This is a genomic window from Sulfurivermis sp., from assembly GCF_059410345.1.
Map to the genome: position 1 here is coordinate 15,811 of NZ_JBLJDO010000010.1, position 24,873 is coordinate 40,683.

The 24,873-nt window shown below is 62.6% G+C and carries 23 protein-coding genes; 11 read left to right on the forward strand and 12 right to left on the reverse strand.

Annotated features, from left to right (window positions below; genetic code table 11):
* Nucleotides 1-13: 13 nt before the first annotated feature.
* Complete coding sequence (locus tag ACMV8A_RS09335; RefSeq protein WP_495325506.1) at nucleotides 14-472, forward strand: host attachment protein; 459 nt, start codon at nucleotides 14-16, stop codon at nucleotides 470-472.
* A gap of 128 nt (nucleotides 473-600) precedes the next feature.
* Here the strand turns inward: ACMV8A_RS09335 and ACMV8A_RS09340 are convergent, their stop codons facing one another.
* Nucleotides 601-1,989 carry an adenosylmethionine--8-amino-7-oxononanoate transaminase gene (locus ACMV8A_RS09340; RefSeq protein ID WP_495325507.1) on the reverse strand — a complete coding sequence of 463 codons (1,389 nt, stop codon included), beginning with the start codon at nucleotides 1,987-1,989 and terminating at the stop codon, nucleotides 601-603.
* Nucleotides 1,986-2,843: a 4-hydroxybenzoate octaprenyltransferase gene (ubiA, locus tag ACMV8A_RS09345; protein WP_495325595.1), complete on the reverse strand. Its 858-nt coding sequence runs from the start codon at nucleotides 2,841-2,843 to the stop codon at nucleotides 1,986-1,988. Before ubiA ends, ACMV8A_RS09340 begins: the two co-directional genes overlap by 4 nt.
* A 220-nt stretch (nucleotides 2,844-3,063) precedes the next feature.
* On the opposite strand from ubiA, the gene ACMV8A_RS09350 reads away from it, so the two are divergent.
* Nucleotides 3,064-5,775 carry a cation-transporting P-type ATPase gene (locus ACMV8A_RS09350; protein ID WP_495325508.1) on the forward strand — a complete coding sequence of 904 codons (2,712 nt, stop codon included), beginning with the start codon at nucleotides 3,064-3,066 and terminating at the stop codon, nucleotides 5,773-5,775.
* Nucleotides 5,776-6,195: 420 nt separating this feature from the next.
* Nucleotides 6,196-6,420, forward strand: coding sequence for a hypothetical protein (locus ACMV8A_RS09355; protein WP_495325509.1), 225 nt, complete (start codon nucleotides 6,196-6,198; stop codon nucleotides 6,418-6,420).
* A 44-nt stretch (nucleotides 6,421-6,464) separates the two neighbouring features.
* Here the strand turns inward: ACMV8A_RS09355 and ACMV8A_RS09360 are convergent, their stop codons facing one another.
* On the reverse strand, nucleotides 6,465-6,737 hold the full coding sequence (locus ACMV8A_RS09360; protein ID WP_495325510.1) for a hypothetical protein: 273 nt from the start codon (nucleotides 6,735-6,737) through the stop codon (nucleotides 6,465-6,467).
* A 267-nt stretch (nucleotides 6,738-7,004) separates the two neighbouring features.
* On the opposite strand from ACMV8A_RS09360, the gene hyfB reads away from it, so the two are divergent.
* From hyfB to ACMV8A_RS09395, 7 genes are all read left to right on the forward strand, one after another.
* Nucleotides 7,005-9,020, forward strand: coding sequence for a hydrogenase 4 subunit B (hyfB, locus tag ACMV8A_RS09365; protein WP_495325511.1), 2,016 nt, complete (start codon nucleotides 7,005-7,007; stop codon nucleotides 9,018-9,020).
* A complete protein-coding gene (locus tag ACMV8A_RS09370) occupies nucleotides 9,005-9,970 on the forward strand; it encodes a respiratory chain complex I subunit 1 family protein (RefSeq protein ID WP_495325512.1) in 966 nt (321 codons plus the stop codon). The genes hyfB and ACMV8A_RS09370 overlap by 16 nt, the downstream gene beginning before the upstream one ends.
* Nucleotides 9,967-10,671 (forward strand): formate hydrogenlyase, encoded by a 705-nt coding sequence (locus ACMV8A_RS09375; protein WP_495325513.1) that lies wholly within the window; start codon nucleotides 9,967-9,969, stop codon nucleotides 10,669-10,671. Before ACMV8A_RS09370 ends, ACMV8A_RS09375 begins: the two co-directional genes overlap by 4 nt.
* Nucleotides 10,668-12,155 carry a hydrogenase 4 subunit F gene (locus ACMV8A_RS09380; RefSeq protein ID WP_495325514.1) on the forward strand — a complete coding sequence of 496 codons (1,488 nt, stop codon included), beginning with the start codon at nucleotides 10,668-10,670 and terminating at the stop codon, nucleotides 12,153-12,155. Before ACMV8A_RS09375 ends, ACMV8A_RS09380 begins: the two co-directional genes overlap by 4 nt.
* Nucleotides 12,152-13,735 (forward strand): hydrogenase large subunit, encoded by a 1,584-nt coding sequence (locus ACMV8A_RS09385; protein WP_495325515.1) that lies wholly within the window; start codon nucleotides 12,152-12,154, stop codon nucleotides 13,733-13,735. Before ACMV8A_RS09380 ends, ACMV8A_RS09385 begins: the two co-directional genes overlap by 4 nt.
* Nucleotides 13,736-13,742: 7 nt before the next feature.
* Nucleotides 13,743-14,270 carry an NADH-quinone oxidoreductase subunit B family protein gene (locus ACMV8A_RS09390; RefSeq protein ID WP_495325516.1) on the forward strand — a complete coding sequence of 176 codons (528 nt, stop codon included), beginning with the start codon at nucleotides 13,743-13,745 and terminating at the stop codon, nucleotides 14,268-14,270.
* A 157-nt stretch (nucleotides 14,271-14,427) separates the two neighbouring features.
* Entirely contained in the window at nucleotides 14,428-14,643 is a 216-nt protein-coding gene (locus ACMV8A_RS09395) for a hypothetical protein (RefSeq protein ID WP_495325517.1), read from the forward strand.
* A gap of 112 nt (nucleotides 14,644-14,755) precedes the next feature.
* Here the strand turns inward: ACMV8A_RS09395 and ACMV8A_RS09400 are convergent, their stop codons facing one another.
* Both ACMV8A_RS09400 and ACMV8A_RS09405 read right to left on the reverse strand, forming a co-directional pair.
* A complete protein-coding gene (locus tag ACMV8A_RS09400) occupies nucleotides 14,756-15,826 on the reverse strand; it encodes a LysR substrate-binding domain-containing protein (protein ID WP_495325518.1) in 1,071 nt (356 codons plus the stop codon).
* Between the two features lie 15 nt (nucleotides 15,827-15,841).
* Nucleotides 15,842-16,219 carry a DUF3579 domain-containing protein gene (locus tag ACMV8A_RS09405; RefSeq protein ID WP_495325519.1) on the reverse strand — a complete coding sequence of 126 codons (378 nt, stop codon included), beginning with the start codon at nucleotides 16,217-16,219 and terminating at the stop codon, nucleotides 15,842-15,844.
* A 150-nt stretch (nucleotides 16,220-16,369) separates the two neighbouring features.
* Here ACMV8A_RS09405 and cysB point away from each other — a divergent pair, with 150 nt between their 5' ends.
* Nucleotides 16,370-17,341: an HTH-type transcriptional regulator CysB gene (gene cysB, locus ACMV8A_RS09410; RefSeq protein ID WP_495325520.1), complete on the forward strand. Its 972-nt coding sequence runs from the start codon at nucleotides 16,370-16,372 to the stop codon at nucleotides 17,339-17,341.
* 14 nt (nucleotides 17,342-17,355) lie between these two features.
* Here cysB and ACMV8A_RS09415 read toward each other — a convergent pair whose 3' ends face one another.
* Genes ACMV8A_RS09415 through ACMV8A_RS09445 form a run of 7 tightly spaced genes read right to left on the reverse strand, consistent with a single transcriptional unit; the run spans nucleotide 17,356 to nucleotide 24,864 of the window.
* Nucleotides 17,356-17,700, reverse strand: a complete 345-nt coding sequence (locus ACMV8A_RS09415) for a c-type cytochrome (protein ID WP_495325521.1) — start codon at nucleotides 17,698-17,700, stop codon at nucleotides 17,356-17,358.
* Nucleotides 17,701-17,738: 38 nt separating this feature from the next.
* The gene (locus ACMV8A_RS09420; protein ID WP_495325522.1) at nucleotides 17,739-19,349 is read right to left on the reverse strand and encodes a hypothetical protein; all 1,611 of its coding nucleotides are present in this window, start codon (nucleotides 19,347-19,349) and stop codon (nucleotides 17,739-17,741) included.
* A 31-nt stretch (nucleotides 19,350-19,380) separates the two neighbouring features.
* Nucleotides 19,381-19,992 (reverse strand): hypothetical protein, encoded by a 612-nt coding sequence (locus ACMV8A_RS09425; RefSeq protein ID WP_495325523.1) that lies wholly within the window; start codon nucleotides 19,990-19,992, stop codon nucleotides 19,381-19,383.
* Nucleotides 19,993-20,049: 57 nt separating this feature from the next.
* Nucleotides 20,050-20,841, reverse strand: coding sequence for a cytochrome c biogenesis protein CcsA (gene ccsA / locus ACMV8A_RS09430; RefSeq protein WP_495325524.1), 792 nt, complete (start codon nucleotides 20,839-20,841; stop codon nucleotides 20,050-20,052).
* Nucleotides 20,838-21,872 carry a cytochrome c biogenesis ResB family protein gene (locus tag ACMV8A_RS09435; protein WP_495325525.1) on the reverse strand — a complete coding sequence of 345 codons (1,035 nt, stop codon included), beginning with the start codon at nucleotides 21,870-21,872 and terminating at the stop codon, nucleotides 20,838-20,840. Before ACMV8A_RS09435 ends, ccsA begins: the two co-directional genes overlap by 4 nt.
* Entirely contained in the window at nucleotides 21,872-23,836 is a 1,965-nt protein-coding gene (locus ACMV8A_RS09440) for a cytochrome c3 family protein (protein ID WP_495325526.1), read from the reverse strand. Before ACMV8A_RS09440 ends, ACMV8A_RS09435 begins: the two co-directional genes overlap by 1 nt.
* Nucleotides 23,833-24,864 carry a 6-bladed beta-propeller gene (locus ACMV8A_RS09445; RefSeq protein WP_495325527.1) on the reverse strand — a complete coding sequence of 344 codons (1,032 nt, stop codon included), beginning with the start codon at nucleotides 24,862-24,864 and terminating at the stop codon, nucleotides 23,833-23,835. The genes ACMV8A_RS09440 and ACMV8A_RS09445 overlap by 4 nt, the downstream gene beginning before the upstream one ends.
* Between the last annotated feature and the right edge of the window lie 9 nt (nucleotides 24,865-24,873).

The window sequence follows — 24,873 nt, forward strand, 5'->3', positions numbered from 1 at the left end:
AAAGGAGAGTCGTATGGAAAACACCTGGGTTTTGGTCGCCAACGGCAGCGAGGCTCGCGTTTTCAACTTGGCCAAGCGCAGCGACGGTCTGAAACTGGTCAGCGAACATCTCCATCCCGCCAGCCGGATGAAAGGCGAAAAACTGGCCTCGGATCGGCCCGGCACCTACAAAGACGACAGCAACAGCATGAGCAGCGGCAGCGCCTATGAAGAGGCCGTGTCGCCCAAGGATTACGAGATTGATCGTTTTGCCCATGAGCTGGCCGGCATCCTCAACAGCGGGCGCACCGCCAACAGCTACAGCAAACTGGCCGTCGTCGCCCCACCCGCCTTCCGCGGCATGCTCAACAAGCACATGAACGATCAGGTGAAGAAACTGATCACCCAGCAGATCGACAAGGACTACACCAAGGTCAACGAACGTGAGCTGCTCGGCCAGCTCGAACCGCATCTGTTCCCGCTGGTCTCCTGACCAGTCTCAACGAGGGGGAGCCGCCGGCTCCCCCCCTTTTACCGTAGGTTGGGCTGACGGCAGAACGCCCAACAAATCGGCAAAGAAAAATGTTGGGCTCCGTTCCTCAGCCCAACCTACCACCAGCTTCAGAACAACAGGGTTGCCGTGGCACTGGAGGCATCCGACCGATCGCTCACGGCGACATCGATGCTCTCCGTCATCACCTGCGCCAAGAACTGAATCTGCTCCGGCGTAATCACATAGGGCGGCATCAGATAGCTGACATTGCCGAGCGGCCGCAACAGGGCGCCGCGCGACAGGGCGTGCTGATACAGGCGCACGCCGCGCCGCTCCTGCCACGGATAGGGTGTGCGACTGGCCTTATCCTTCACCATTTCCACCGCCAGGATCATGCCCATCTGGCGCACCTCGGCCACATGGGGATGGTCGCGCAGGTGCGCCGTGGCGCGCCCCATCTCCGCTGCCAGTGCCCTGTTGCGCTCGATGATGTTGTCAGCGGCGAAGATATCCAGCGTAGCCAGGGCCGCGCTGCAGGCCAGCGGGTTGCCGGTGTAGGAATGGGAATGCAGGAAGGCAGAGAGACGGGCGTAATCGTCGTAAAACGCCTGATATACCGTGTCATGAGTCAGCACCACCGACATCGGCAGATAACCGCCGGTGAGGCCCTTGGACAGGCACATGAAGTCCGGCGTGATGCCGGCCTGCTCGCAGGCGAACAGGGTGCCGGTGCGGCCGAAGCCGACGGCGATCTCATCGGCGATGAGGTGTACGCCGTGGCGATCGCAGGCCTCGCGCAGCAGCCTGAGATAAACGGAATCGTACATGCGCATGCCGCCGGCGCACTGCACCAACGGTTCGACAATCACCGCGCACACCTCGTGGGCGTGGCGCGCCAATGTTTCTTCCATGTGGGCGAAGGCGCGCGCCGAATAGTCGGCACAACTCTCCCCAGCCTCGCGCTGATAGCAGTCCGGCGACGGCACGGTGATAGGTGTGAGCAACAGCGGGTGGTAGGTTTCCTTGAACAACGCCACATCGCCCACCGCCAGCGCACCGAGGGTTTCGCCGTGGTAGCTGCCGGCCAGATTGATGAAGCGTGTCTTGTTCTTCTGTCCCACGTTCTGCCAGTAATGGAAGCTCATCTTGAGCGCCACTTCGATGGCGGCCGAGCCGTTGTCGGCATAGAAGCAGTGATTGAGCCCCGGCGGCGTCAGTTCGATCAGCCGTTCCGACAGGCGCACGACCGGCTCGTGGGTGAAGCCGGCGAGGATCACATGCTCCAGTTCGTCGAGCTGCGCCTTGACTGCGTTGTTGATGCGCGGATTGGCGTGACCGAACAGATTCACCCACCAGGAGCTGATGGCATCGAGATAGCGTTTGCCCTCGAAATCCTCCAGCCACACGCCCTCACCGCGACGGATGGGGATCAACGGCAGTTGCTCGTGATCCTTCATCTGGGTGCAGGGATGCCACACCACCGACAGATCGCGCCTGGCCCAGTCGTGGTTGTTCATGTCAGCAGATAATGCAACGCGATGCCGATGAAGATCGACGCGCCGAGGTAGTGATTATTGAGGAAGGCACGAAAGCACTGCTGCGCCTCGCGGCCGCGAATCAGGTACTGCTCGTACCCGGCAAAGCCGGCGGCCACCAGCAGGCCGAGGTAGTACCAGACACTCAGGTCGAAGCTGAGTCCGGCCAGCACGAACAGGCCGAACATCACCGCCTGCATCAGGCCGATAATCAGGCGATCGTGCCGGCCGAACAGGATAGCGGATGACTTGACGCCGATCTTGAGATCGTCTTCCCGATCGGCCATGGCGTACATGGTGTCGTAGATCAGCGACCAGAATACGTTGGCGATGAAGAACAGCCAGGCGGCGAGCGGCACCTCACCCAGTTGCGCGGCAAAGGCCATCGGCACCGCCCAGCCGAAGGCGACGCCCAAATAGGCCTGCGGCAGATAGGTGTAGCGCTTGGTGAAGGGATAACTGGCGGCGAGCAGCACGCCGATGATGGAGAGCTGGATGGTGAGCGGGTTCATCAGCAGCACCAGCGCGAAGGCCAGCAGCGACAGCACGGCAAACACCCACACCGCCTCGCGCGGCTGGATGGTGCCAGCGGCCAGCGGGCGCTGTTTGGTGCGAGAGACGTGCAGGTCGATATGCCGATCGGCGTAGTCATTGATGGCACAGCCGGCGGAGCGCATCAGCACCGTACCCAGCATGAACACCACGAACACCCGCAGGTCCGGCTTGCCTTCACCGGCCACCCACAGCGCCCACAGCGTCGGCCACAGCACCAGATAGATGCCGATGGGGCGATCCAGGCGGGTGAGGCGCACGTACTCGCGCAGACGCTGGGTGATTACCGACACGAAATTCTCCACAATGAGGGTCCAACGATGCAGGAGTGCCTTCGGCGCGATACAACGCCGAATCCGACCCCGCCTTATCGCGGCGGAGCCGTTCCTACAGAAAGGCGCACAGTGTAGCGAGTTGAACCACAAAAATCAGGTGGATGAAACTCCCCTGCCATATGGGCATCATACTGTTACTGACCAAGAACAATCCGCAGGGAGCTCCGCCATGTCCACCCCCAATACCCCGCCGACTGCCTGGCATGCCATCGCCGCCGAACAGGCGCTGAGTGCGTTGGACAGCCATACCGAGGGGCTCAGCGCCGCAGAGGTGCAGCGTCGGCTGGAGAAATATGGCCGCAACCACCTGCCGCAGCCGCGCCGGCGCAGCCCCTTCATGCGCCTGCTGCTGCAATTCCACAACATCCTGATATATGTCCTGCTGCTGGCGGCGGTGGTCACCGCCCTGCTCGGCCACTGGGTGGATACGGCGGTCATCATCGGCGTGGTGGTGATCAACGCCCTCATCGGTTTCATTCAGGAAGGCAAGGCGGAAAAGGCGCTGGACGCCATCCGTTCCATGCTGTCGCAAAAGGCGGTGGTGCTGCGTGACGGCCACCGTGCGGAAATAGCTGCCGAGGAACTGGTGCCGGGTGACGTGGTGCTGCTGCAATCGGGCGACAAGGTGCCGGCGGACCTGCGCCTGCTCAAGGTGCGCAATCTGCAGATCGAAGAGGCTGCTCTGACCGGCGAATCGGTGCCGGTGGAAAAGGACAGTGCGCCGGTGGCACAGGATGCCGAGTTGGGTGACCGCAGCTCCATGGCCTATTCCAGCACCCTGGTCACCTACGGCCAAGGCAGCGGCGTGGTAGTGGCCACCGGTGGGTATACCGAGATTGGCCGCATCAGCGCCCTGCTCACCGAGGTGGAGACGCTGACCACGCCGCTGCTGCGCCAGGTGGACCGTTTCGGCCGCCTGCTCAGCTTCTGGATCGCCGCCATCGCCGCCGCCACCTTTGCCGTCGGCGTGGTGGTCTACAGCCAGGGCGCCGAACAGGTCTTCATGGCGGCGGTGGGCCTGGCGGTGGCCGCCATCCCCGAAGGACTGCCCGCCATCATCACCATCACCCTGGCCATCGGCGTGCAGCGCATGGCCGGGCGCAATGCCATCATCCGTCGCCTGCCAGCGGTGGAAACCCTGGGTTCGGTCTCGGTCATATGCACCGATAAGACCGGCACCCTCACCCGCAATGAAATGACCGTGCGCTCGGTGGTCACCCAGCACCGCCGCTATGACGTCAGCGGCGTGGGCTATGACCCCCACGGCAGCTTCTCCCGCGGCGACGAAGAGGTAACACCGGAACAGCGCCCCTCCCTGTACGAGATCTGCCGCGCCGCAGTGCTCTGCAACGATGCCACCATCAGCGAGGAAAACGGCCATTACCGCCTGCAGGGCGACCCCACCGAGGGCGCCCTGATCACTCTGGGCCTCAAGGCCTGCCTGGATCCGGCCACGCTACAGAAGGAGTTTCCCCGTACCGACGCCATCCCCTTCGAGTCGGAACATCGCTTCATGGCCACGCTACACCACGACCATGCCGGTAACGGCTTCATCCTGCTCAAGGGCGCACCGGAGCGGGTGTTGACCGCCTGCAACAGCCAGCGGCTCGACGGCGATGACCATCCCCTCGATGTCGCCTACTGGCATGAGCGCATCGACGAACTGGCGGCACGCGGCCAGCGCATCCTCGCCATCGCCACCAAGCCGACCGGCAATGACGGGCGCCGCGAATTGACCTTCGACGACGTGGAAGGCGGCCTGACCCTGCTCGGTCTGGTCGGCCTCATCGACCCGCCCCGTGACGAGGCGATCCGCGCCGTGGCGCAGTGCCGCGAGGCGGGGATCCGCGTCAAGATGATCACCGGCGACCATGCCGTCACCGCCCGCGCCATCGGCGGCCAGATGGGCATCGGCGACGGCGTCCACGCCCTCACCGGCAAGGAAATCGAGCAGATGGATGACGCGGCCCTGCGTCAGGCCGTGCTCGACACCGACGTGTTCGCCCGCGCCAGCCCCGAACACAAGCTGCGCCTGGTGGAGGCCTTGCAGGCCGAAGGCAAGATCATCGCCATGACCGGCGACGGCGTGAACGATGCCCCGGCACTCAAGCGTGCCGATGTGGGCGTGGCCATGGGCATCACCGGCACCGAGGCGGCCAAGGAGGCCGCAGAGATGGTGCTCACCGACGACAACTTCGCCTCCATCGCCCACGCCGTGGAGGAAGGGCGCACCGTCTACGACAACATCCGCAAGTCGATCATGTTCATCCTGCCCACCAACGGCGGCCAGGCCTTCACCATCGTCGCCGCCATCCTGCTCGGCCGCAGCCTGCCCATCTCGCCGCTACAGATCCTGTGGGTCAACATGGTCACTGCCGTCACCCTCGCCCTGGCCCTGGCCTTCGAGCCGCCGGAGCCCAACGTCATGCGCCGCCCGCCGCGTCAGGCGGCCGAGCCGCTGCTCAGCCGTTTCCTGGCCTGGCGCATCCTGTTCGTCTCCGCCATCCTGGTGGCCGGCACCTTCGGCCTGTTCCTCTGGCATCGCGCCGCCGGTACACCATTGGATGAGGCGCGCACCATCGCCGTCAACACCTTGGTGATGTTCGAGGTGTTCTACATCTTCAGCAGCCGCTACATCCTCGAACCGTCCCTGAGCCGCGACGCCCTGTTGGGCAACCGTTACGTGCTGATGGCCGTGGCCCTGGTACTGGGGCTACAAATGCTGTTCACCTACGCCCCCCCCATGCAGCAGCTGTTCCACACGGTGCCGCTGAGTGCGGATATCTGGCTGCAAATCGTCCTCATCGCCGCCACCGTGTTCCCGCTGGTGGAACTGGAGAAGTGGCTGGTGCGGCGCTGGGTCGAACACCGGAGAACGTGAAGGCCGCAGGCCGGACCAGGCATGGGAGCGCGTGCGCTCGCGTCTTTACCGCCGCGGCGGCCGGATCGCCCACACCACCACCGCGACCACCACGGCCAAAACGATCAACTCGACCAGAACCAGCACGACAGACCTCCGTTCTGAAATATAAGGAAGGTCTGAATAAGTCCATCCTGGACTTCTCAGCCCACGCGAATCGAAAATGCGATTTTCGATTCGCTTCATTTTCCAACGACTTATCGTCGTCGGAAAATGGCGGCACATCCCTGTGCCGCGGAAGCTCTGAACTTATTCAGAGCTTCCTTAACCGGAATGCACCGTTCCGCCCGCATAGGGCATCTATACTGGGCCATCGGTGTAGCGGCAATTGCAGTTTGCACGCCACTCTTGCACATTATCCACTCCATAGGAGGCCATGACATGCCGGACCGATTGATGCTGTTGCCCGCGCGTGATTTCGAACACATCCGGCTGATCCGCATTCCCGACGATTACAGCGAGCGCGACGCCGTGCGCCGCGTGACGGCGCTGATTGCGGAGGCACAGGAGGAGCTGAAGGACTGGCGCTGGGAGGAAATCGCCGCAACGCTGGAGGATCACGGTTTCAGCAGCGTGGAGTTTACGCTAGGCCCGGCGTTGGACTGAACGGACAGAAGCCGCTGCTTGCGAACGCAGCGGCCGAAGGAAACTCAGTAGAGGGAGAAATTCTGGTGCTCGGGGTTCCAGCTCAGGATGACGTGGGAAATACCCTGGCGCCCCAGGCGACCGGCATACTCCGTGGCCTGCACGGCGTCGTCCAGCGCGATGAACGGCATCAGCGAGGCATCGGCCTCGCGCAGGGCCACGCAATAGCTCTTTTGCAGCAGGTGGTGGCGGCACTTGGTGCAGAAACGCTCCGTGGCATCACCCTCGCCATAGCTGGGTACCACGCAGGAGGTACAGTCCATGATGTGTCCTTCCATGATGTCAGCCCCATCGGTTAAGTGCGGGATCAAGTTAGCAAGCGGCGTAAGGCGTGTATGTAGGAAAAATCTGATTTTTACCCCTACACAAGCACGGTTATTTTACTTTTAATATCAAGGGCTTTCTGTCGTAGAGCGGGATCGGGGCCGAATCAGTCTCTACAAAAAATTACTTATCACGCCGCCTTAAACAACAATAGAAAGCTTATAATCGCGCTTCATGTATTTTTCATGTCGTCGTGGTCCGTGAGGGGGGCATAGGCAGACGTGGCACTACAGCTGATCGCATACGCAGTCGTGCTGGCCCTGTTGTCTGGGCTGCTTGGGCTGGGCGCCAGCCGCTACCGCTTCCTGCTCAAATGGCTCTGTTTCCCCCTGCTCGGCCTCTCCGGCCTGGCCGCCGCGGCCGGCGGCCTGCTGGCGCTCACCGGTGAGGCGGCGGCGGCACAACTCCCCCTCGGCCTGCCCTGGCTGGCCTGGTCAGTGCGGCTCGATGCCCTGTCCGGCTTCATCCTGCTGCTCATCGGCGTGGTGGTGTTTGCGGTCGCCGTGTTCGGCCCCGGTTACACCCGCGAATTCCTGCATGGCCGCCATTCGCTGTCCGCCCTGGGCGTCTTCACCGGACTGTTCGTGGCCGGCATGCAAATGGTGGTGATCGCCGATGACGCCTTCATGTTCATGGTGGCGTGGGAACTGATGTCACTGTCCAGCTACTTCCTGGTGGCCTTCCAGCACGAACACGCCCCCAACCGCCGCGCCGCCTTCCTCTATCTGCTGATGGCGCATATGGGCGGCCTTGCCATCCTGCTCGGCTACGGCGTGCTGGCCGCCTTCGGCGGCGGCTTCACCTTCGCACTGATGCGCGCGGCGGATCTGCCAGCACTGTGGGCTGGGGTGGCCTTTGCCCTCGCCTTCTTCGGCTTCGGCATGAAGGCCGGTCTGGTGCCGCTGCACGCCTGGCTGCCCGAGGCCCATCCGGTGGCGCCGTCGCACATCTCGGCCTTGATGTCCGGCGTGATGCTCAAGGTGGCCATCTACGGCTTCGTGCGCGTCACCTTCGATCTTCTCGGTACGCTGCAGGTGGACTGGGGCGTGATCGTGCTGCTGGTGGGCAGCGTCTCCGCCCTGCTCGGCGTGCTCTACGCCATGCAGCAGACCGACATCAAACGCCTGCTGGCCTACTCGTCCATCGAGAACGTCGGCGTGATCTTCATGGCCCTGGGGCTGGCCATCATCTTCCTCGCCAGCGGCCAGCCGCTGCTCGGCAGCCTCGGCCTCATCGCCGCGCTGTACCACGCCCTCAACCACGCCGTGTTCAAGAGCCTGCTGTTCCTCGGCGCCGGCGCGGTGATCCAGCAGACCCACCAGCACAGCCTGGAACACATGGGCGGCCTGCTGAAGCGGCTGCCCTACACCGGCACCTTCTTCCTCATCGGCTGCCTCAGCATCGCCTCGCTGCCGCCGTTCAACGGCTTTGCCTCCGAATGGCTCACCCTGCAGACCGCCTTGCAGGGCGTGGTGCTGGAAAGCGGCGTGCTGCGCATCGTCATCCCGGTCACCGCCGCCATGCTGGCCCTCACCGCCGCCCTCGGCGCCATGCTGTTCGTGCGCCTGTACGGCGTCGCCTTCCTCGGCCAGCCGCGCACGCGCCACGCGCGCCAGGCCCATCTGCCCTCCTTCGGCATGCGTGCCGCGCAGGGTCTGCTCGCCGCACTGTGCCTGCTGCTCGGCGTGCTGCCCGCGCTGGCCATCGACGTGATGGGCGCCATTCCACAGGCCCTCGGCGGCCTGCCCGAACCGGGCATCACCGGGGAAGGCTGGTTGTGGCTGACGCCGGTGTCGCCCGCCGTCGCCAGTTACAGCGCGCCACTGGTCCTGCTCGGCCTGGGACTCGCCTGGGGGCTGTTCTATCTGCTGCTGCATGGTCGCAAGGAGCAGCCCCTGCGTCGCATCCAGCCGTGGGATTGCGGCTTCGGCCCGTTGAGTCCGCGCATGCAATACACCGCCACCGCCTTCGCCCAGCCGGTGCGGCGCATCTTCCAGCCGGTGTGGCAACTGGATGAAAAGGTGGAACGCCTCAGCGACGACAAGAGCGGCCAACTCACCGGCCTGCGTCATCAGTTGCTGGTAAGCGATCGCAGCTGGGGCCTGCTCTACGAGCCCATCGGCCGCTGGGTGTTGCGGGCGGCGCGGCGCCTGACCTTGCTGCAAAGCGGCAACATCCGCACCTATCTGTCCTATTCCTTCTTCACGCTGCTGTTCCTGCTATGGCTGATTACCTGACCCTGCAAGGCTGGCTGCTGGCGCTGTTGCAGACGGCGCTGTTCGTCACTGCGGCGCCGCTGCTGGTGGGCTGGCTGCGCCTGCTCAAGGCGCGCCTGCAGAACCGGCGCGCGCCGGCGCTGACGCAGCCCTACCGCGACTTGAGCAAGCTGTTCCGCAAGGAAGTGATCGTCGCCGACACCGCCTCGCCGCTGTTCCGCGCCGCGCCCTATGTGGTGTTCTCCGCCACCGTGGTCACCGCCGCGGTGATCCCGCTGCTCGCCGTGCACCTGCCCACGGCGGCCATCGCCGATGTGATCGTGCTGGTGGGCTTTCTCGCCCTGGCGCGTTTCTTCCTCGCCCTCGCCGGCATGGATGTGGGTACCGCCTTCGGCGGCATGGGTTCGTCACGCGAGATGACCATCGCCTCACTGGCCGAGCCGGCCATGCTGATGGCCATCTTCACCCTCACCATGACGGCGCAGAGCAGCAACATCTCCCACGCCATCGACTTCCTGCTGGCGCAGGGCCTGGTGCTGCGGCCGTCGTTCATGTTCGCCCTGCTCGCCCTGCTGCTGGTGGCGGTGGCCGAGACCGGCCGCATCCCGGTGGACAATCCCACCACCCACCTGGAACTGACCATGGTGCACGAGGCGATGATCCTCGAATACAGCGGCCGTCATCTGGCGCTGATGGAATGGGCAGCGCAACTGAAGCTGATGATCTACGGCGTGCTCATCGCCAACATCTTCTTCCCCTGGGGCATCGCCGCCGAGAGCACGCCGACCGCGCTGCTGTTCGGCCTCGCCGCCATCGCCGGCAAGCTGATGCTGCTGTGCGTGGTGCTGGCGGTAGCGGAGACAGCATTGGCCAAGATGCGCCTGTTCCGCGTACCGGGCTATCTCAACCTCGCCTTCCTGTTTGCCCTGCTCGGCATGCTGAGTCATGTGATCCTGGAGGTGGGCGCATGAACTTCGCCCAGTTCACCCTGCAGGAACAGGGCGTGGTGATCCTTGCCGCGCTGGTACTGTTTACCTCCTTCTCCCTGCTGGCGCAGACGCGCATCATCGCCTGCATCCACGCCTTCGCCTGGCAGGGTGCACTGGTGGCCGCCGCCACCGCCCTGGTGGCGCTGGTCGCCGGCCAGCATCATCTGTATCTGTCGGCGCTGATCACTCTCGCCCTCAAGGCCGTGCTGATCCCCTGGGTGCTGCACCGCATCGTGGTAAAGCTGCAGATCACCCGCGAGGTGGAGACGGTGGTGAATCCGGCGCTGGTACTGCTCGCCGCCGCCGCACTGGTGGCCTTCAGCTATTACGTCGCCCTGCCGGTGGAGAAGCTGTCGACACTGGCCACGCGCAACACCATCGCCATCAGCATGGCGGTGGTGCTGCTCGGCATGCTGATGATGGTGACGCGGCGTCAGGCCATCACCCAGGTGGTGGGATTCATGTCCATCGAGAACGGGCTGTTCTTCGCCGCGGTGGTGTCCACCCACGGCATGCCCATGGTGGTGGAGCTGGGCGTCGCCTTCGACCTGCTGGTGGCGACGGTGATCTTCGGCGTGTTCTTCTTCCAGATCCGCCAGAGCATCGACTCGCTGGACGTGGACCGCCTCAGCCGCCTGGCGGAATCGGCCGAGCTGGAAGACACACAGGACGAGCGCGAATGAACGCCCTGTTCGCCACCCTGCTCATCCCCCTGCTCGGCACCGCACTGATGGCCGTGGTGCCGCGCTGTCGCATCGCCGGCTGGGTCAACGTGGCCTTTGCCGCCGCCACCACTGCCGCCTCCGTCGTGCTGGCACTGGAGGTGTTCGATAACGGCCCGCTGCTTTCGCCCGGCAAGTTCTTCTACGTCGATGCCTTCAACGTCTACCTGCTGGTGCTCACCGCCTTCGTCGCCACCACCACCGCGATCTTCTCGCGCCCCTACATGGATCACGAACTGGCGCAGGGCCGCGTCAACAGCCGGCGCATGCGCCTGTATCACGCCATGTACCAGGGCTTTCTGTTCACCATGCTGCTGGCCCTGTCCACCAACAACCTGGGCATCCTGTGGGTGGCGCTGGAAGGCGCGACACTGGCCACGGTGCTGCTGGTATCGCTGTACCGCACGCCGGAATCGGTGGAGGCGGCGTGGAAATATTTCATCCTCTGCGGCGTCGGCATCGCCCAGGCGCTGTTCGGCACCGTGCTGCTGTACTTCGCCGCCGCCTCGGTGCTGCCCTCGGCGGAAGACGGCCTGCTGTGGACCACGCTGCACGGCATCGCCGGCCAGCTCGATCCCACGGTGATGAGCATCGCCTTCGTGTTCCTGCTGGTGGGCTACGGCACCAAGGTCGGCCTGGTGCCGCTGCACAACTGGCTGCCCGACGCGCACTCGGAAGGCCCGACGCCCATGTCGGCGGTGCTGTCCGGCCTGCTGCTCAACGTCGCGCTGTATGCGGTGGTGCGCACCAAGATGCTGGTCGATGGCGCCTTGCAGGCGGCACCCAACGTGCCGCAGCCACAACTGGCCGGTTATCTGATGATGGCCTTCGGCCTGCTTTCCTTCCTGGTGGCCGGTCTGTTCCTGCACCGCCAGCGCGACATCAAACGCATGTTCAGCTACTCCTCCATCGAGCACATGGGGCTGATGACCTTCGCCTTCGGCCTCGGCGGCCCGCTCGCCACCTTCGCCGCCCTGCTGCACATGACGCTGCACTCGCTCATCAAGTCGGCGATCTTCGTCACCGTCGGACACGCCACTCACATTGCCGGCACCCAGGCCATCGACAAGATCCGCGGTCTGATCCGTACCCAGCCGACCGTAGGCTGGGGCCTGCTGCTCGGCACTGCCGCCATTGCCGGCTTCCCGCCCTTCGGCCTGTTCGTGAGCGAATTCCTGTTGCTCATCGCCACCATGCAAAGCTGGCCCTGGCTCACCGTCGCCTTGCTGTCGGGTCTGGCCATCGCCTTCGCCGGCCTGTTCCGCAACATCCATCCCATGGTCTACGGCCACCAGCCGGAGGGTCAGGCACCCGTGAAGGCCAACATGCTGCCGGTCTACCTGCACCTGCTGCTGGCGCTGTGGTTCGGCCTCGCCATCCCCGCCGTGCTGGCGCAGTGGTTCGATCAGGCGACGCAGCTCATTGCCGGCAAGGGGGTGTTATGAGCCACTTCGACTGGCTGTCCGAACTCCTCGCCCGCTACCAGGATGAACACATCCTGGTGCGCCATGGCTCGGCCGTGCAGCTGGCGCCGGCGCACCTGCTGGAGATCGACGCGGAGGACTGGGGCCGTGCCGCGCAGGTGGCGGCCAACTTCGGCTGCCGCTGGGCCGGGGTGTGGGCAGAACAGCGCGATGAAGAGTTCATCATCTCCGCCGCGCTGGCGCGCGCAGGCGATCACCTGCTGTTGCGCACACGGCTTCCCGTCAGTGCGCCGCTGCTGCCCTCGCATACGCCCTACTTCCCCGGCGCGGCGCGCCTGGAGCGCCACGTGCAGGACATGTACGGCATGGTGTTCAGCGACCATCCGGATGCGCGGCGCTGGAGCCGCCACAACCGCTGGGCACCGGACCAATACCCCTTGCGCAAGGACTTCGCCGCCGACAGTACGCCGCTGCCTGCGGCGCCGGAACAGGATTATCCGTTCGTTCAAACCCAGGGCGCCGGCGCCTATGAAATTCCGGTGGGTCCGGTGCATGCCGGCATCATCGAGCCGGGGCACTTCCGCTTTCAGGCGGTGGGCGAGACGGTGCTCAATCTGGAACAGCGCCTGGGCTATGTGCACAAGGGCATCGAGAAGATCGCCGAGGGGCGCGATGCGCAGGGCCTGGCGCGCCTCGCCGGTCGTGTCTCCGGCGACAGCACGGTGCACCACGCCTGGGCCGCCTGCATGGCGATGGAGCGCGCCGCCCGTATCGAGGTACCGCCGCGGGCGCAGGCCCTGCGCGCCGTGCTGGCCGAACGGGAGCGCATACACAATCACCTGGGCGACATCGGCGCCATCTGCAACGACGTCGCCTTCACCTTTGCCTGGCAGCAGTTTGCCCGCCTGCGCGAACTGTGGCTGCGCGACAACGCCGCCTGCTGCGGCCACCGCCTACTGATGGACTGTATCGTGCCCGGCGGCGTGGCACACAACCCGAATGCAGAACGACTCAGTCGCCTGCGTGCCGCCATCGACCCGCTGCGCCGCGAACTGGCCACGCTGTATCCGATCCTCGACGACCATCCCTCGCTGGAAGACCGCCTCGCCACCACCGGCGTACTGAGCACGGAACAGGCGCAACGCCTCGGTTGCCTGGGGTATGTCGGCAAGGCCAGCGGCCAGGATGCCGACCTGCGCCGCGATCATCCCTATGCGCCCTACCATCGCCTCCATGTACAGTCGCCGGTATTCACCACCGGTGATGTGGAGGCGCGCATGCAGGTGCGCATGCAGGAGATACTGGATGCACTGGACCTATTGGTTGTGCTGCTCGATACCCTGCCCGACGGCGAGGTGAACGTGCCGTGGCAAACTCCCGCCACCGGCAGCGAAGGTATCGGTCTGGTGGAAGGCTGGCGCGGCGAGATCATCAGCTACGTGAGTTTCGGCGCGGACGGCCGCATCACCCGCTACTTCCCGCGCGACCCGAGCTGGTTCAACTGGCCTGCGCTGGAACTGCTGATCCACGGCAACATCGTGCCCGACTTCCCGGTGTGCAATAAGTCGGTGAACGGCTCCTACGCGGGACACGATCTGTGAGGTGCCCATGCTGAGAATCCTCAACAAGATCCGCCAGACCGGACTCATCACCGAAGACCTGCCGCGCGAGCCGGTACTGGAACAGGTGGGCGCGCAGTTGCGCGCCGGCATCGCCCGGCAGTTCCAGGGCAGCCTCGCCATCCGTCAGGTGGATGCCGGCTCCTGCAACGCCTGCGAACTGGAGATCCACGCCCTCAACAACGGCTACTACGACATCGAACGCTACGGCGTGCACTTCGTCGCCTCACCGCGCCACGCCGACGTGCTGCTGGTCACCGGCCCGGTGTCGGTGCATATGGAAACGGCGCTGATCCGCACCTTTGCAGCGACGCCCGCCCCCAAGCTGGTCATCGCCGCCGGCGACTGCGCCGCCTGCGGCGGCGAGTTCGGCTGCTCCTATGCCAGCCGTGGCGCGGTGAGCAACGTCATCCCTGTGGACGCCGTCATCCCCGGCTGCCCGCCCAGCCCGCTGGTCCTGATGCAGGGCCTCCTGCAGGCACTGGAAGGGCGCGAGCTGACCGGCGAGAAAGTGTGACGAAGATCAAAAAATCTTTACTAACGGGAAGTTAGACGGGATTCCGAGGATTGATGCCAAGTTTCTATCCCAAATGAAACCGACCTATCCCCTGCCCCTGCCGCACGGCTTGTTCTAGTCTTGGTCCGGTCGCAACAAAAACCGTGAGGGACACTCCATGATTCCTGTGATGATGACGCCGACACCGAGCGCACTGCTGGAAGACGCCACGGAAGAAACCCTGCACAACGAAATCCTTTACTACAAGGCCATGCTGGCCGAGGCGGCACGCCACACCGGCTCGCTGCGCAACCTCAGCCCGACGACCCTGCACCAGAAATTGAAAGACTGCGAGAATCGCCTGCGGCGGCTACGCGGAGGCCGTTGTCGATGAGCGCTGAGGGCAACGGTGCCGTGCATTGAACCGCGGCCAAGATCGGCTGCCGCTGAACAAGAAACAACGCTGACAGGCACGGCAGCACCCGCCGGCCATCCACACAACAAATTCAGTAGTTCGCAATACTACGGCAGGCAAAATCCAACTCATAGCGTGATGCCAGAGCCGCAGCGCGCGGTAGCGACGTCACGTTGTCCATGGACTGTCCGATAACCGGCCGCGGCGTATCCCCCGCCACATCCAACACCGGTCCGAAATCGCGCATGGTGCAGGCCTGCGCCACTTTGTCGTAACTCAGATGCGGTGCCAATTGCTCGATCAATGCATAACCATGGCGGCGCATCACACCATCCCGGCGCAAGCAGACATACACGGCCACAGGCGCAAACAAACGCCCGCCCTCTCGCGTCAGCAGGTTAGCCGCCGTTCCCTGGGAATACGCGCTGACGCAAAACACACCGACGACATCACCGCCATGGATCATATTCTGGAGCAATTCTGCATCATTCGAGGTATAGGCAATATCAGGCACCACGTTAGCAGCGGCAAATGCCGCATCGACGTTGGCACGTCCCACATGCCCAGCGGCATAGGTGGCCAGCGGATAGGCCGCCAGGTCGGTCAACGAGATGCTTTCCAGTTGGCTAAGTGGATGCCCTGACGCGACCACGATCGACAAGTTGTGCCGCATGTACGGCAATAACAGCAATTCGCCGTACTGCGGCATATCACCTGCGACCAAAGCGAAATCCACTACACCATCTCCAAGCAAGCGGATCATCTCCTGCGGTGAACCATGTAATATGTTGACGACCACACCAGGGTAGTGTCGTTTGAATTCTGTCAGCGCCGGCGGCAATACCTGTGCAGCACACACATCGGCGCAACCTACGGTCAAACGTCCATCAGCGACATGCTGCATGTCTTGCGCCAGGCGATGCAGTCCGTCCACCCCTGCCAGCACCGCCCCTACTTCGAGCATAATGCTGACGCCCTCCGGAGTGAGGCCAGTAAGCTTACCACCAACCCGCTGAAACATACGCACGGCAAGTTCCTCTTCCAGCAGACGTATGTAGCGACTGACATTAGGTGGCGTGTTTCCCAAGGCACGGGCAGCGGCTGAAATATTCAACCCATGACGCACCACTTCCTGAATGCTGCGTAATTGTTGCAAAGTCATCAAAGATTCCCTGTCTCATACCATGCTCAGCTGCAAACCATTGTCCCGACCAAACAGGACCATGAAGTCATATAGCGGCGGATCAATCTCGTGTAACGCCTGGGAAATCCACAGCGAATAAACACCATCCTCAATTATCACCTTGACATAGGGGTTCACGACACGACCCCGCACATCCAGGCAATAGGAACAATTGAGGGTGGCTGCCGCCGCAAGGCGCTGACACCAGTCGCTGGGGCGAAACACCCGGCCATCGAGCGTGATGCCCTTGATGATGACGGTAGCACTTAAAGACGCGGAAACACATTTTTCTGACCCTACAACAGGATTATCAAAAAATGGGGTTTGCGCAGCCATCTTCGGCGCAACCCAAACCACTTGCTCTTGTGTCACGTCGACCTCGCTATAGCATTCTAAAGGCCATGTGTGCAGAATATGCGGCACACATTCAGGCTTAAAAACAGGCACGGGCGCACCCTAACAATGGATTATTAGGATGTAAAAGAATATGTTTTCCTATCTATAGACGGGCAGGTTATAAGGATGAAGCTGCAACAACTGCGTTACATTTGGGAAGTAAGTCGGCAGGGATTGAACATCTCTGCTGCTGCTGCCGCGCTGCATACTTCGCAACCAGGCATCAGCAAACAAATCCGATTACTGGAAGAAGAGCTGGGGCTGGAGCTATTTACCCGCGTCGGCAAACAACTGGCCGCCATCACCCCGGCGGGGCAGCGCATCGTCGAATTGGCAGGACACATCGTCGACGACGCCTCCACCATCAAGCAGTTGGCCCTGGAACATACCGATCCACACAGCGGCACGCTGTCCATTGCCACTACCCATACCCAGGCACGCTACTGGTTGCCAAAGCGCATTGCGGGATTCATTCGCCGTTACCCTGGCGTGCGGCTACACATGAATCAGGGAACCCCCATGCAGATCGCCGAGATGGTGTCCATGGGTCTGGTCGACATGGCTATCGCCACCGAGGCGATGGAGCACTTTGAAAATTTGATCTTGCTGCCCGTGTATCGCTGGAATCGCAGCATCATTGTGCCGGCAGATCACCCCCTGAACGAGGTACGACCGCTTACCCTGGAGGCCATAGCCGACTATCCGATCGTCACCTACGTCTTCGGTTTCACCGGTCGGTTCCAGCTCGACTCTGCCTTTCAGGCGCGTGGCCTCACACCAAACGTCGTCTTCACCGCCACCGATGCCGACGTCATAAAAACCTATGTGCGTCTCGGTCTAGGCATCGGCATCGTGGCACACATGGCCTATGACCCCAAGGTCGACTGTGACCTGTGCGCCCTCGAGGCGGATCACTTGTTCGACAGCAGCGTCACCAAGATTGGCCTGAAGCGTGGTGCCTTTCTGCGCCGCTACATGTATGACCTGTTCGAGATGCTGGCACCGCACCTGACGCGCGCCACGGTGGAAAAGGCTACGACCTTGCAGACCCAGGCCGAGATAGACGCTCTGTTCGATCTGGAGCTGCCGGTATACTGAGGTTCTGCCGCAAGCTATTGCATGAAGACCGCGCGCAAATAGGACAATACGTCGTACATCTCGCGCTCATTGAGCATCTGTGGTGGCATCATGCCAGCCGTGTAGTTGCGCCCTGGCGTGCTGAGACCATTGCGCAGGCTCTGCATCAATTCGGCATCCGATTTAGTCAGGCGATACCACTCCTCGCGGAAATCCACGGCCATGCCGTCATTACCACGCCCATCCATACCGTGGCAGATACTGCAGCGCTGCATGAATATCTCCTGACCCTGACTGGGGTCACCCTGAAAGGCCTGCGCCGTACCGCCCAGCCCTATCAACACCAGACCCAATAGCACCAGCTTCATCTTGTGATTCATCGCAATCTCACCTCAATCTGAAACTCACGGAGCGCAAATCATTGTGCGCCTTTACGCGCCGGATAGGGAGTGCGCACACTGGTCTGGATGACAGGCACTGGTGCGCCGCCGAACGCACCGGCGGCAAAACGGCAACCCGGAACCGTATCGCCGTCCTGATCAGCAATCGCACGCACAAAAGCGGCGATGCGCTCGCCCTGCTCCACCGCAGGCAAGGCTGCCACTTCGGTGGCAAATTCCACGCCGCGCTGTGCCAGCGCCTGCTCCAGTGACTGCGGTTCACCACTTTGCGACGGCTCGCACTGCAGCAACCCACCTTGCTTCCATACCCCCTGGATCAGCAATTCACCGCGCCGCCTCATCTCTGCAGTCCCCTGTCGACGTAACCAGCGCAGGGTGAGTGAGAACATATGTCCGTCATAGGCCGAGGCGGTAAAACCCGCAGCCGTGCGGTACAGCCCAGCCTCCTCAGACCAGTAATCTGCCTCCAGTCGCGCGGTCAGACGTTGTGGCAGTTCGCCCACATCCTGCACACCAAACTGTTCTGCCAGTTGCAGCATGGACAGTATCGCCAGTGTTTCCTCCAGCGAACGTACCGTGGCACGCAAGGGGACGGCCTTGCGCACCAGATAGCCGCGTGGCGGTGGCTCCTTACCGGTCTCTGCCCGCAGCAGGAACTGTATCTGCTCCCGGCCGAGCTGTTGCGCCTGCGACCGCAACGCACTCGGCTGGGACGATTGCGCCAGCAAGGCCAACGCCTCCAGCCACTGCGCCATATCCTCCAGCATCACACGGTCACCACGCCCCTTGTCCGGGTCATGCACGTCCACGACACTGCCCGCTTCCGCATCGTAATGACGGCGCACCATGCCGGTAAATACGGTCTCGATATTACGCTGTACCTGTGTGCGCCAGTCTTTCACTGGGGCCCCCAGGATTGCCAGGGCCGCATCGGTTTCGAGCAGGCCGCGCAGCAGGGCCGCTTGAGAGAACAGTCGGCTGCGCCCGTCCACCACCACCCAGCGGCTGTCCTCCCAGCGCACCACTTCCGGCATGTAACCGTGCGGTGCCAAGGTAAGCAACTGGGCTGACAGCTCATCATACTCACGCCGTAAGGTTGCCTGTAGCCATTGCCGTTCTGGTGTAGCGGCCGGCAGGCGCATCAGTAGCAGTGCCTTGGCCGACAGCGATTTCCCAATCGCCGCCGGCGTGGTGCGCGGTTCTATGCCGTCACTACGCCAGATCCGGCTGTCCGGCCGGTTCACATCGGGCTCCTGACTGTAGCGTGGCAGCGCGCGCAGATAGCCAATGCCAAGCAGCCCATGCCCCGCGGCCGGGCCAGCCTGCGAATCACGTACCACCGACTCCATGCCGGCGAGTATGGTCGCCATCGTCTCATCCCGCACTGCGGCAGGCACATTGGGCTGCGCCACCCACAGCAGGAGTTCGCGATATACCGCCATGGCATGCAGCGGCGAATAGTAGAAGTCGATGTGATATTTGTCCTGCCGGTTAAGGTCGTAGCCACGGGCAAATTTCTCCACCCGCTGCAACACCTGTTGCTGCGCCTCATCGCTGCTCGCCACAGCCAGCGCCGGCCACAGACACAAACCTGCCAGCGCCCCCCATACGGAGTATCGTCGCATCATCGCCACCTCCCTCACCTGCGGCCAGACCAATTCAGTCGTGGGCAGCCAACAGCCGCAAAGCTACCCGCGTGTTGCCTACCGTGTTGAAGTCGGGGTAGTCGCGGAACAGCCAGCCCTTGTCCACCACCGCCTTATTGTGCAGCACGCTCACCTGCAGGGCGGGGTTCGTCAGCTCGTCTCCGTCACTGGTGACCTGCGAAAAATCGCTCATGTAGGCCGGCAGGAAGGCGCCGATCTGCAGAGTGAGATTGTCCTGCCCCAACGCGACCTGTTCGCCAGGCACTACCCGCAACTCACGCGTTACCCCACCCTGCGTCACCTCCAGAGTCACACTCTTCCAGCGTGCGCGCACACTGTCCGGCACCACAACCGTAGGCTCGTTGCGCGGCCGCGTCGTGTGGCCGGCAGGGGCCGCGGGCTGATCCGTTAATCCCTCCAGCGTCGGGTGACCGGCTGGCAGCTGAGCCAGCACCTCTGCCGGCTGCACCTGTAGTTCGGCCGGTGGATGATCCGCCGGCATCGCCGCCTGCGTTGTGGCCATCGGTTTGGGCGCTGTGACCTCCTGCGTCGGCTCCTTACCGCAACCAGACACCAACAATGCTGTCACCATCACACCTGCCGCCACTGAAAAAACATGCTTCATCATCACACTCCAATCAACGATTAGACTCGACAACAGCAATATCGCTATCTGCCGCCATCAACGAAACAAATACTGGCCATGCATGCTGTAACGCACCAACACCAACCCATAGGTGGTAAACAGCAACATGGCATACGGCAACAAGGCCAACCGGCAGCCAGGCAACCCATTCCAACCAGGACGCAACATCCAATGGCACACCGCGGCATAGGCCAGCGCCGTCGCCAGTGCCCAACTCTCGATGGGGTCCCACCCCCAGAAGCGCCCCCAAGCCAGATAGGCCCAATAGGCCCCGCTGGCAACCATTGCACTCCACAGCAACAGCACCCACCACAACAAGCGGCTGCAGCGCCACGCCTGCGCCTGCCCCCCCAACAGGGCCAGCGATGCCGCTAGGGTTGCCAGCGCCACTGCCAGGCTGTTCAACGGTGCATGGATCTGCAACCAGAAGATGCGCAGCGCCGGGCTCCATGGATAAAAGTCCTGGCTATAGGTCAGCGCAGCGAGTGCCAGCCCCCCTGCCGCCGCCAGCATCAATGCCGCGGCCCGTCGCAACTCGGCTCGACCCCACTGTGCCAGCAGATAGACCACGACCAGAAACAGCGCATCCAAGGTGAGGTCTTCGTAGCGCGTGACCAGCGGCAGTTGCCCCTGACCATACCAGCGCAGTATGAACAACATCACGTGCACCAGCACCGCCCCGACCACCAGCATGAGCGCCAGCGGCTGCAGACGCGACCATCCCACCATCAGCATGGCCGCCAGCAGGTACGCCACCGCGATACCACCCTGTAATGCCACTACCAGTTCCGGCATCAACACCGGTGCCGCCACACTCACCTTCGTCACCGTCGCCCGAGCAGATACCCAAAGAAGCCCACGACCGCCAGCACCATGCCGACAAACACCCAGGGCGCCCCGCGGTCGGCGGCAAGATACAGCCCGGCCCATGGGCTCACCTGTCGTAATGTCATGCGCTCGCCGCCCACTTCAGCACTATCACCCATTCTCAACCAACCCTCGAACAGCTGCTCGGCACCTCGACTCACATTCATGTGCAGCCTTGCCGGTTCCCCCTCCAGCCGCAGGCGGAACGAGCGGACCTCGTCACCAGTGTTGATGGCACGACTGTGCTCGACCTGCCAATTCGGCGCACCCCACTGCGCGCGTGGCAAGGGAAAATGCACCAGCAGTAGACGGCGGCTGCCATCGCGCAACACACGCTCCAGGACGGCGCTATGACCAAAGGTGTTGTCGGGATAGATGCGGTAGCCCGAAACATGCACTGGCCGGTTCGAACTAATTTCACCGACCTGTGCAGCACCGCCTGTTTCCTGCCAACTCACCACTAGGCGCAAGTCGCGCAACCGGCTGTCCTGCCCCACCACCGCCTCCACCTTGTCGAGGCGAAACATGCCGGCAAATTCTCCCTCCTGGCCGCGATCCACTACCAACTTGTTTTTCGCACCACTCCACACTTCACCTTCGGTGAGTTCCAGATGGGCACCAAAGCCTGACACCGCACTCACCATGGCACCGGCAATGAGCACCACCAAGCCACCATGCCCCAGCACCACACCCCACATCCCCAGCTCGCGCTGGCTACGTAAGCGCATCATCAGTTGCAACGTGCCCGTCACCAGATTCAGCAGCAACAACACACACAGCAGCCAGAACCACCAGGCGCCAAACACATCGGCCAGGCGCAGACTCTCCAGCCAGCCGCTGCTCGCGCTCCACTCCTGCTGCCAGCCCTGCCGCTCCTGCGGGCTGAGCCGCGCCGACTGCGGCAGGGTTCCGCCCAGCACGGCCACCGCAGCCACGAGGGCCAGCAATACGGCCGCCAACCGATGTGAACCGAGCAGACGCCAGCCGTACATTAACAGCTGCCCACACCAGCCACGCCGCTGCTGCCGGTGTAGCTGGCATTGTGACAATCTGTCTTTTTCCAGTTACCGCTCGGAATGGTATCGAGCGGAATGCTGGAATTGAGGCCGTAGTAGACGCTGCCATTGATGGGGAAGCGGTAGTGAGCATTGTAGGGGGCCGGATCCGGGTCACCGGTACCGAACACCAGCAGTGCACGCCGCTGCCAGCCATGCGGCACCGCCACATGACAGGCCAGACAGGGCATATTGCGAAAGCTGATGTGGCGGTTGTGCAAGTTCTTCGCCGCCCCACCCACCCGACCGGAGAACCCCGTGCTGTACTGACTGGTATTGGTACCACCGCCATAGACACCCCAGTCATGGCACTTGAAACACAGGTGATTGTTGGTGCCGCTCATGCCGGTCGTGAAATCATAGGGCGCCCACAGGATCGGCCATACGTCGGAGCCATGCGGCCCCTTCAGCCCATCGATCCCCTGACTGTCGGAATGGCAATCGGCACAGGTCATGGTGCTGGTCGGCGTCATGCCATTAATCAGGGCAGCAGAATAATTCACACCGTCATAGGCAATAAAGTCGTTTTTTCCAACCGCCACCACCGGGTGGTAGGACTTGTTGTTGGGATTGAACTCCTTGGCCTGATCAGTGAGCAGACCATCGCCGCCGATCAAGCCATAGGGGTCGAGCGGCGGGCTGTTGCCGAAGGCGTAGTAGGAGTGGCATTTAAAACAGAGCTGGTGCTGGTACTGCACGTCGTTCACCACCGTGTAACTGGTCACATCCTGCCAATTGCCGGGCCAGACCGGTTCCACGCCCCAAACCCCCTTGAGCACATTGGAGGCCAGATTATTGGTCGGTGTGCCGCTACCAACGCTGGGCGACACGCCGGGCGAGACCGCATGCGGATTGTGACAGTCAGGGCACTCGGCATGGCGGTTGGCCAGATTGGATTGTGGCTCACGCACGGTGTTGGCATCGATACGCTCCGTGCGATGAACACCATTGGTGGTAGTGACGGGGTGCGTATAGGCCTTGGCCAATGCCACCGCGATATTCTTTGAACCAGTGGCTACATTGCCGTTGTGACACACCAAACAGACGCCACCCTCACCATCCTGCTTGAGCAGTTCACGGCCACCACCACCACTGTGCGGGCGATGGCAGCTCTCGCACCCATTGGCCTTGGGCGTGGAGTTGGCGTTGTTGGCCAGGTTGTGGCCAGGTAGGTGCCAAGGATTGGTGCCGGCGCCATTCCACTGGGCGATAGATTCGCGGTGGCCCTGATTGACCACGGTGGACCAGTATTTCTTGTCATGGCAGGTGCGACACAACGGCGAACCGTAACCGGCCTCGTCGGTGAAACCGATACGTAAAAATTTCGGATAGGTGTCACTGTGCGGCTCATGGCAACTGGTGCACTGCAATTCGCCGTTGTGATCCGGCTTGATGCTACCGGTGAGCAGTGCCGGCGATACTAGTTCGAGATTCTGGCCGGCCAAGGCGGTGTCATAAACAAACGAAATGGGATGGTCATCGCTCAGATCCGTGCTGAGCGATGACGCACCTGCCAGCACCGCCTCCAGACCGGGCACCACTCCAACACCATTGCCCGTACCGAAAGGTAAATTGTGCACACTGCCCAGGGCTACGGTACCGTCATGGCAGGACAGACAAAGCTTGCTGGCGCCAGTAGGCTGGCCCGGGCTCGCCACCATCGTCGGGCTATCATAAAGTGCATAGGTCGCCCCGGACATTTCATGATTCCACAGCGGAACCGCCGGCGAGGCATTGTGCGGCGTGTGACAGAACACGCAGATCTGCTGTTCGCTGGTCGCCTTGTAGGTACCCGGGCCATCGGCAGAAAGATTGTGCTTGGTGGTGGCGATACCGGCCCAGGCCGTGCCCTGCACGAGCAGCACCAGCACTACGCCAAGACGATGCAGATACCTGTTCATGGCCGCCCAGCCTCCCGCAGATACTGAAACACCTGCACGCGCTTGTTGTAGGAGTCGGCAACGTACAACCGGTCATCTTGGCCCATGGCCAACCCGGTCGGCAACCAGAACATCCCTGGCGCCTGTCCGCTGCCACCGAAGAACAGCAACAAACGACCTTCCGTATCGAAGATTTGGATATTGTCGAAACTGGCGTCAGCCACATAGGTATGGTCGCTACTGTCCAGCGCCACCCCCTTGGGGGCCGAGAAATCACCGGAGCCATCGCCACGCTGTCCAATGCTGCGCACGAATTCACCCTGCGCATCGAACACCTGGATGCGACCGTTGAGGGCATCGGTGATGAAGACCTGACCACGGCGATCGACTGTGATAAAACTGGGATAGTTGAACTCTCCATCCAGCATGCCGCGACGGCCGATGCGCCCCGTCAGTGCGCCACTAGCCAAATCAAACACCTGTACTACATGCGCCGGGGTATCCACCACGTAGAGCCGCCCGCGTACAGCATCCACCGCGGCGGCCGTCGGGCGCTGCAGCAACTCGCCCCCGCCGTAACTGCGTCGCCACTCTTTTGCGTCGGCCCAGACATGTACTTGGCGCTGTTCACTGTCAACGACATACAGGTTGCCTCGCCCATCACCGCTCACGGCCAGAGGATGCTGCAACAACTGTTTGTTCGCGGTCGTCAGCGCCCAATACTTGCCCCGCGCCTCATCAAACACATGGACACGTTTATCCGCCGGATCGGCCACCGCCAGCCAACCGCCGATCGCATCTACTGCCACCCCCATAGGCTTGCGCATTTCCATCTGCTCCGGTCCGACGATGAAGTCCCACAGCCTGGCAAAAAAGCCTTTGGGGCCCGTCACATCCTCCATGGTGGAAATCGACTTTATATATTGAATACGCGCCGGTGCAGGCGGTGCCGGCCATACCAGCATGGAGGCATCAGCCATGACGGAAGACGTCCACATCAGCATGGCGCAGAGCAGCATCGGCGCAGCGATGATTTTCCTTCGGTTCATGCCTTCCCT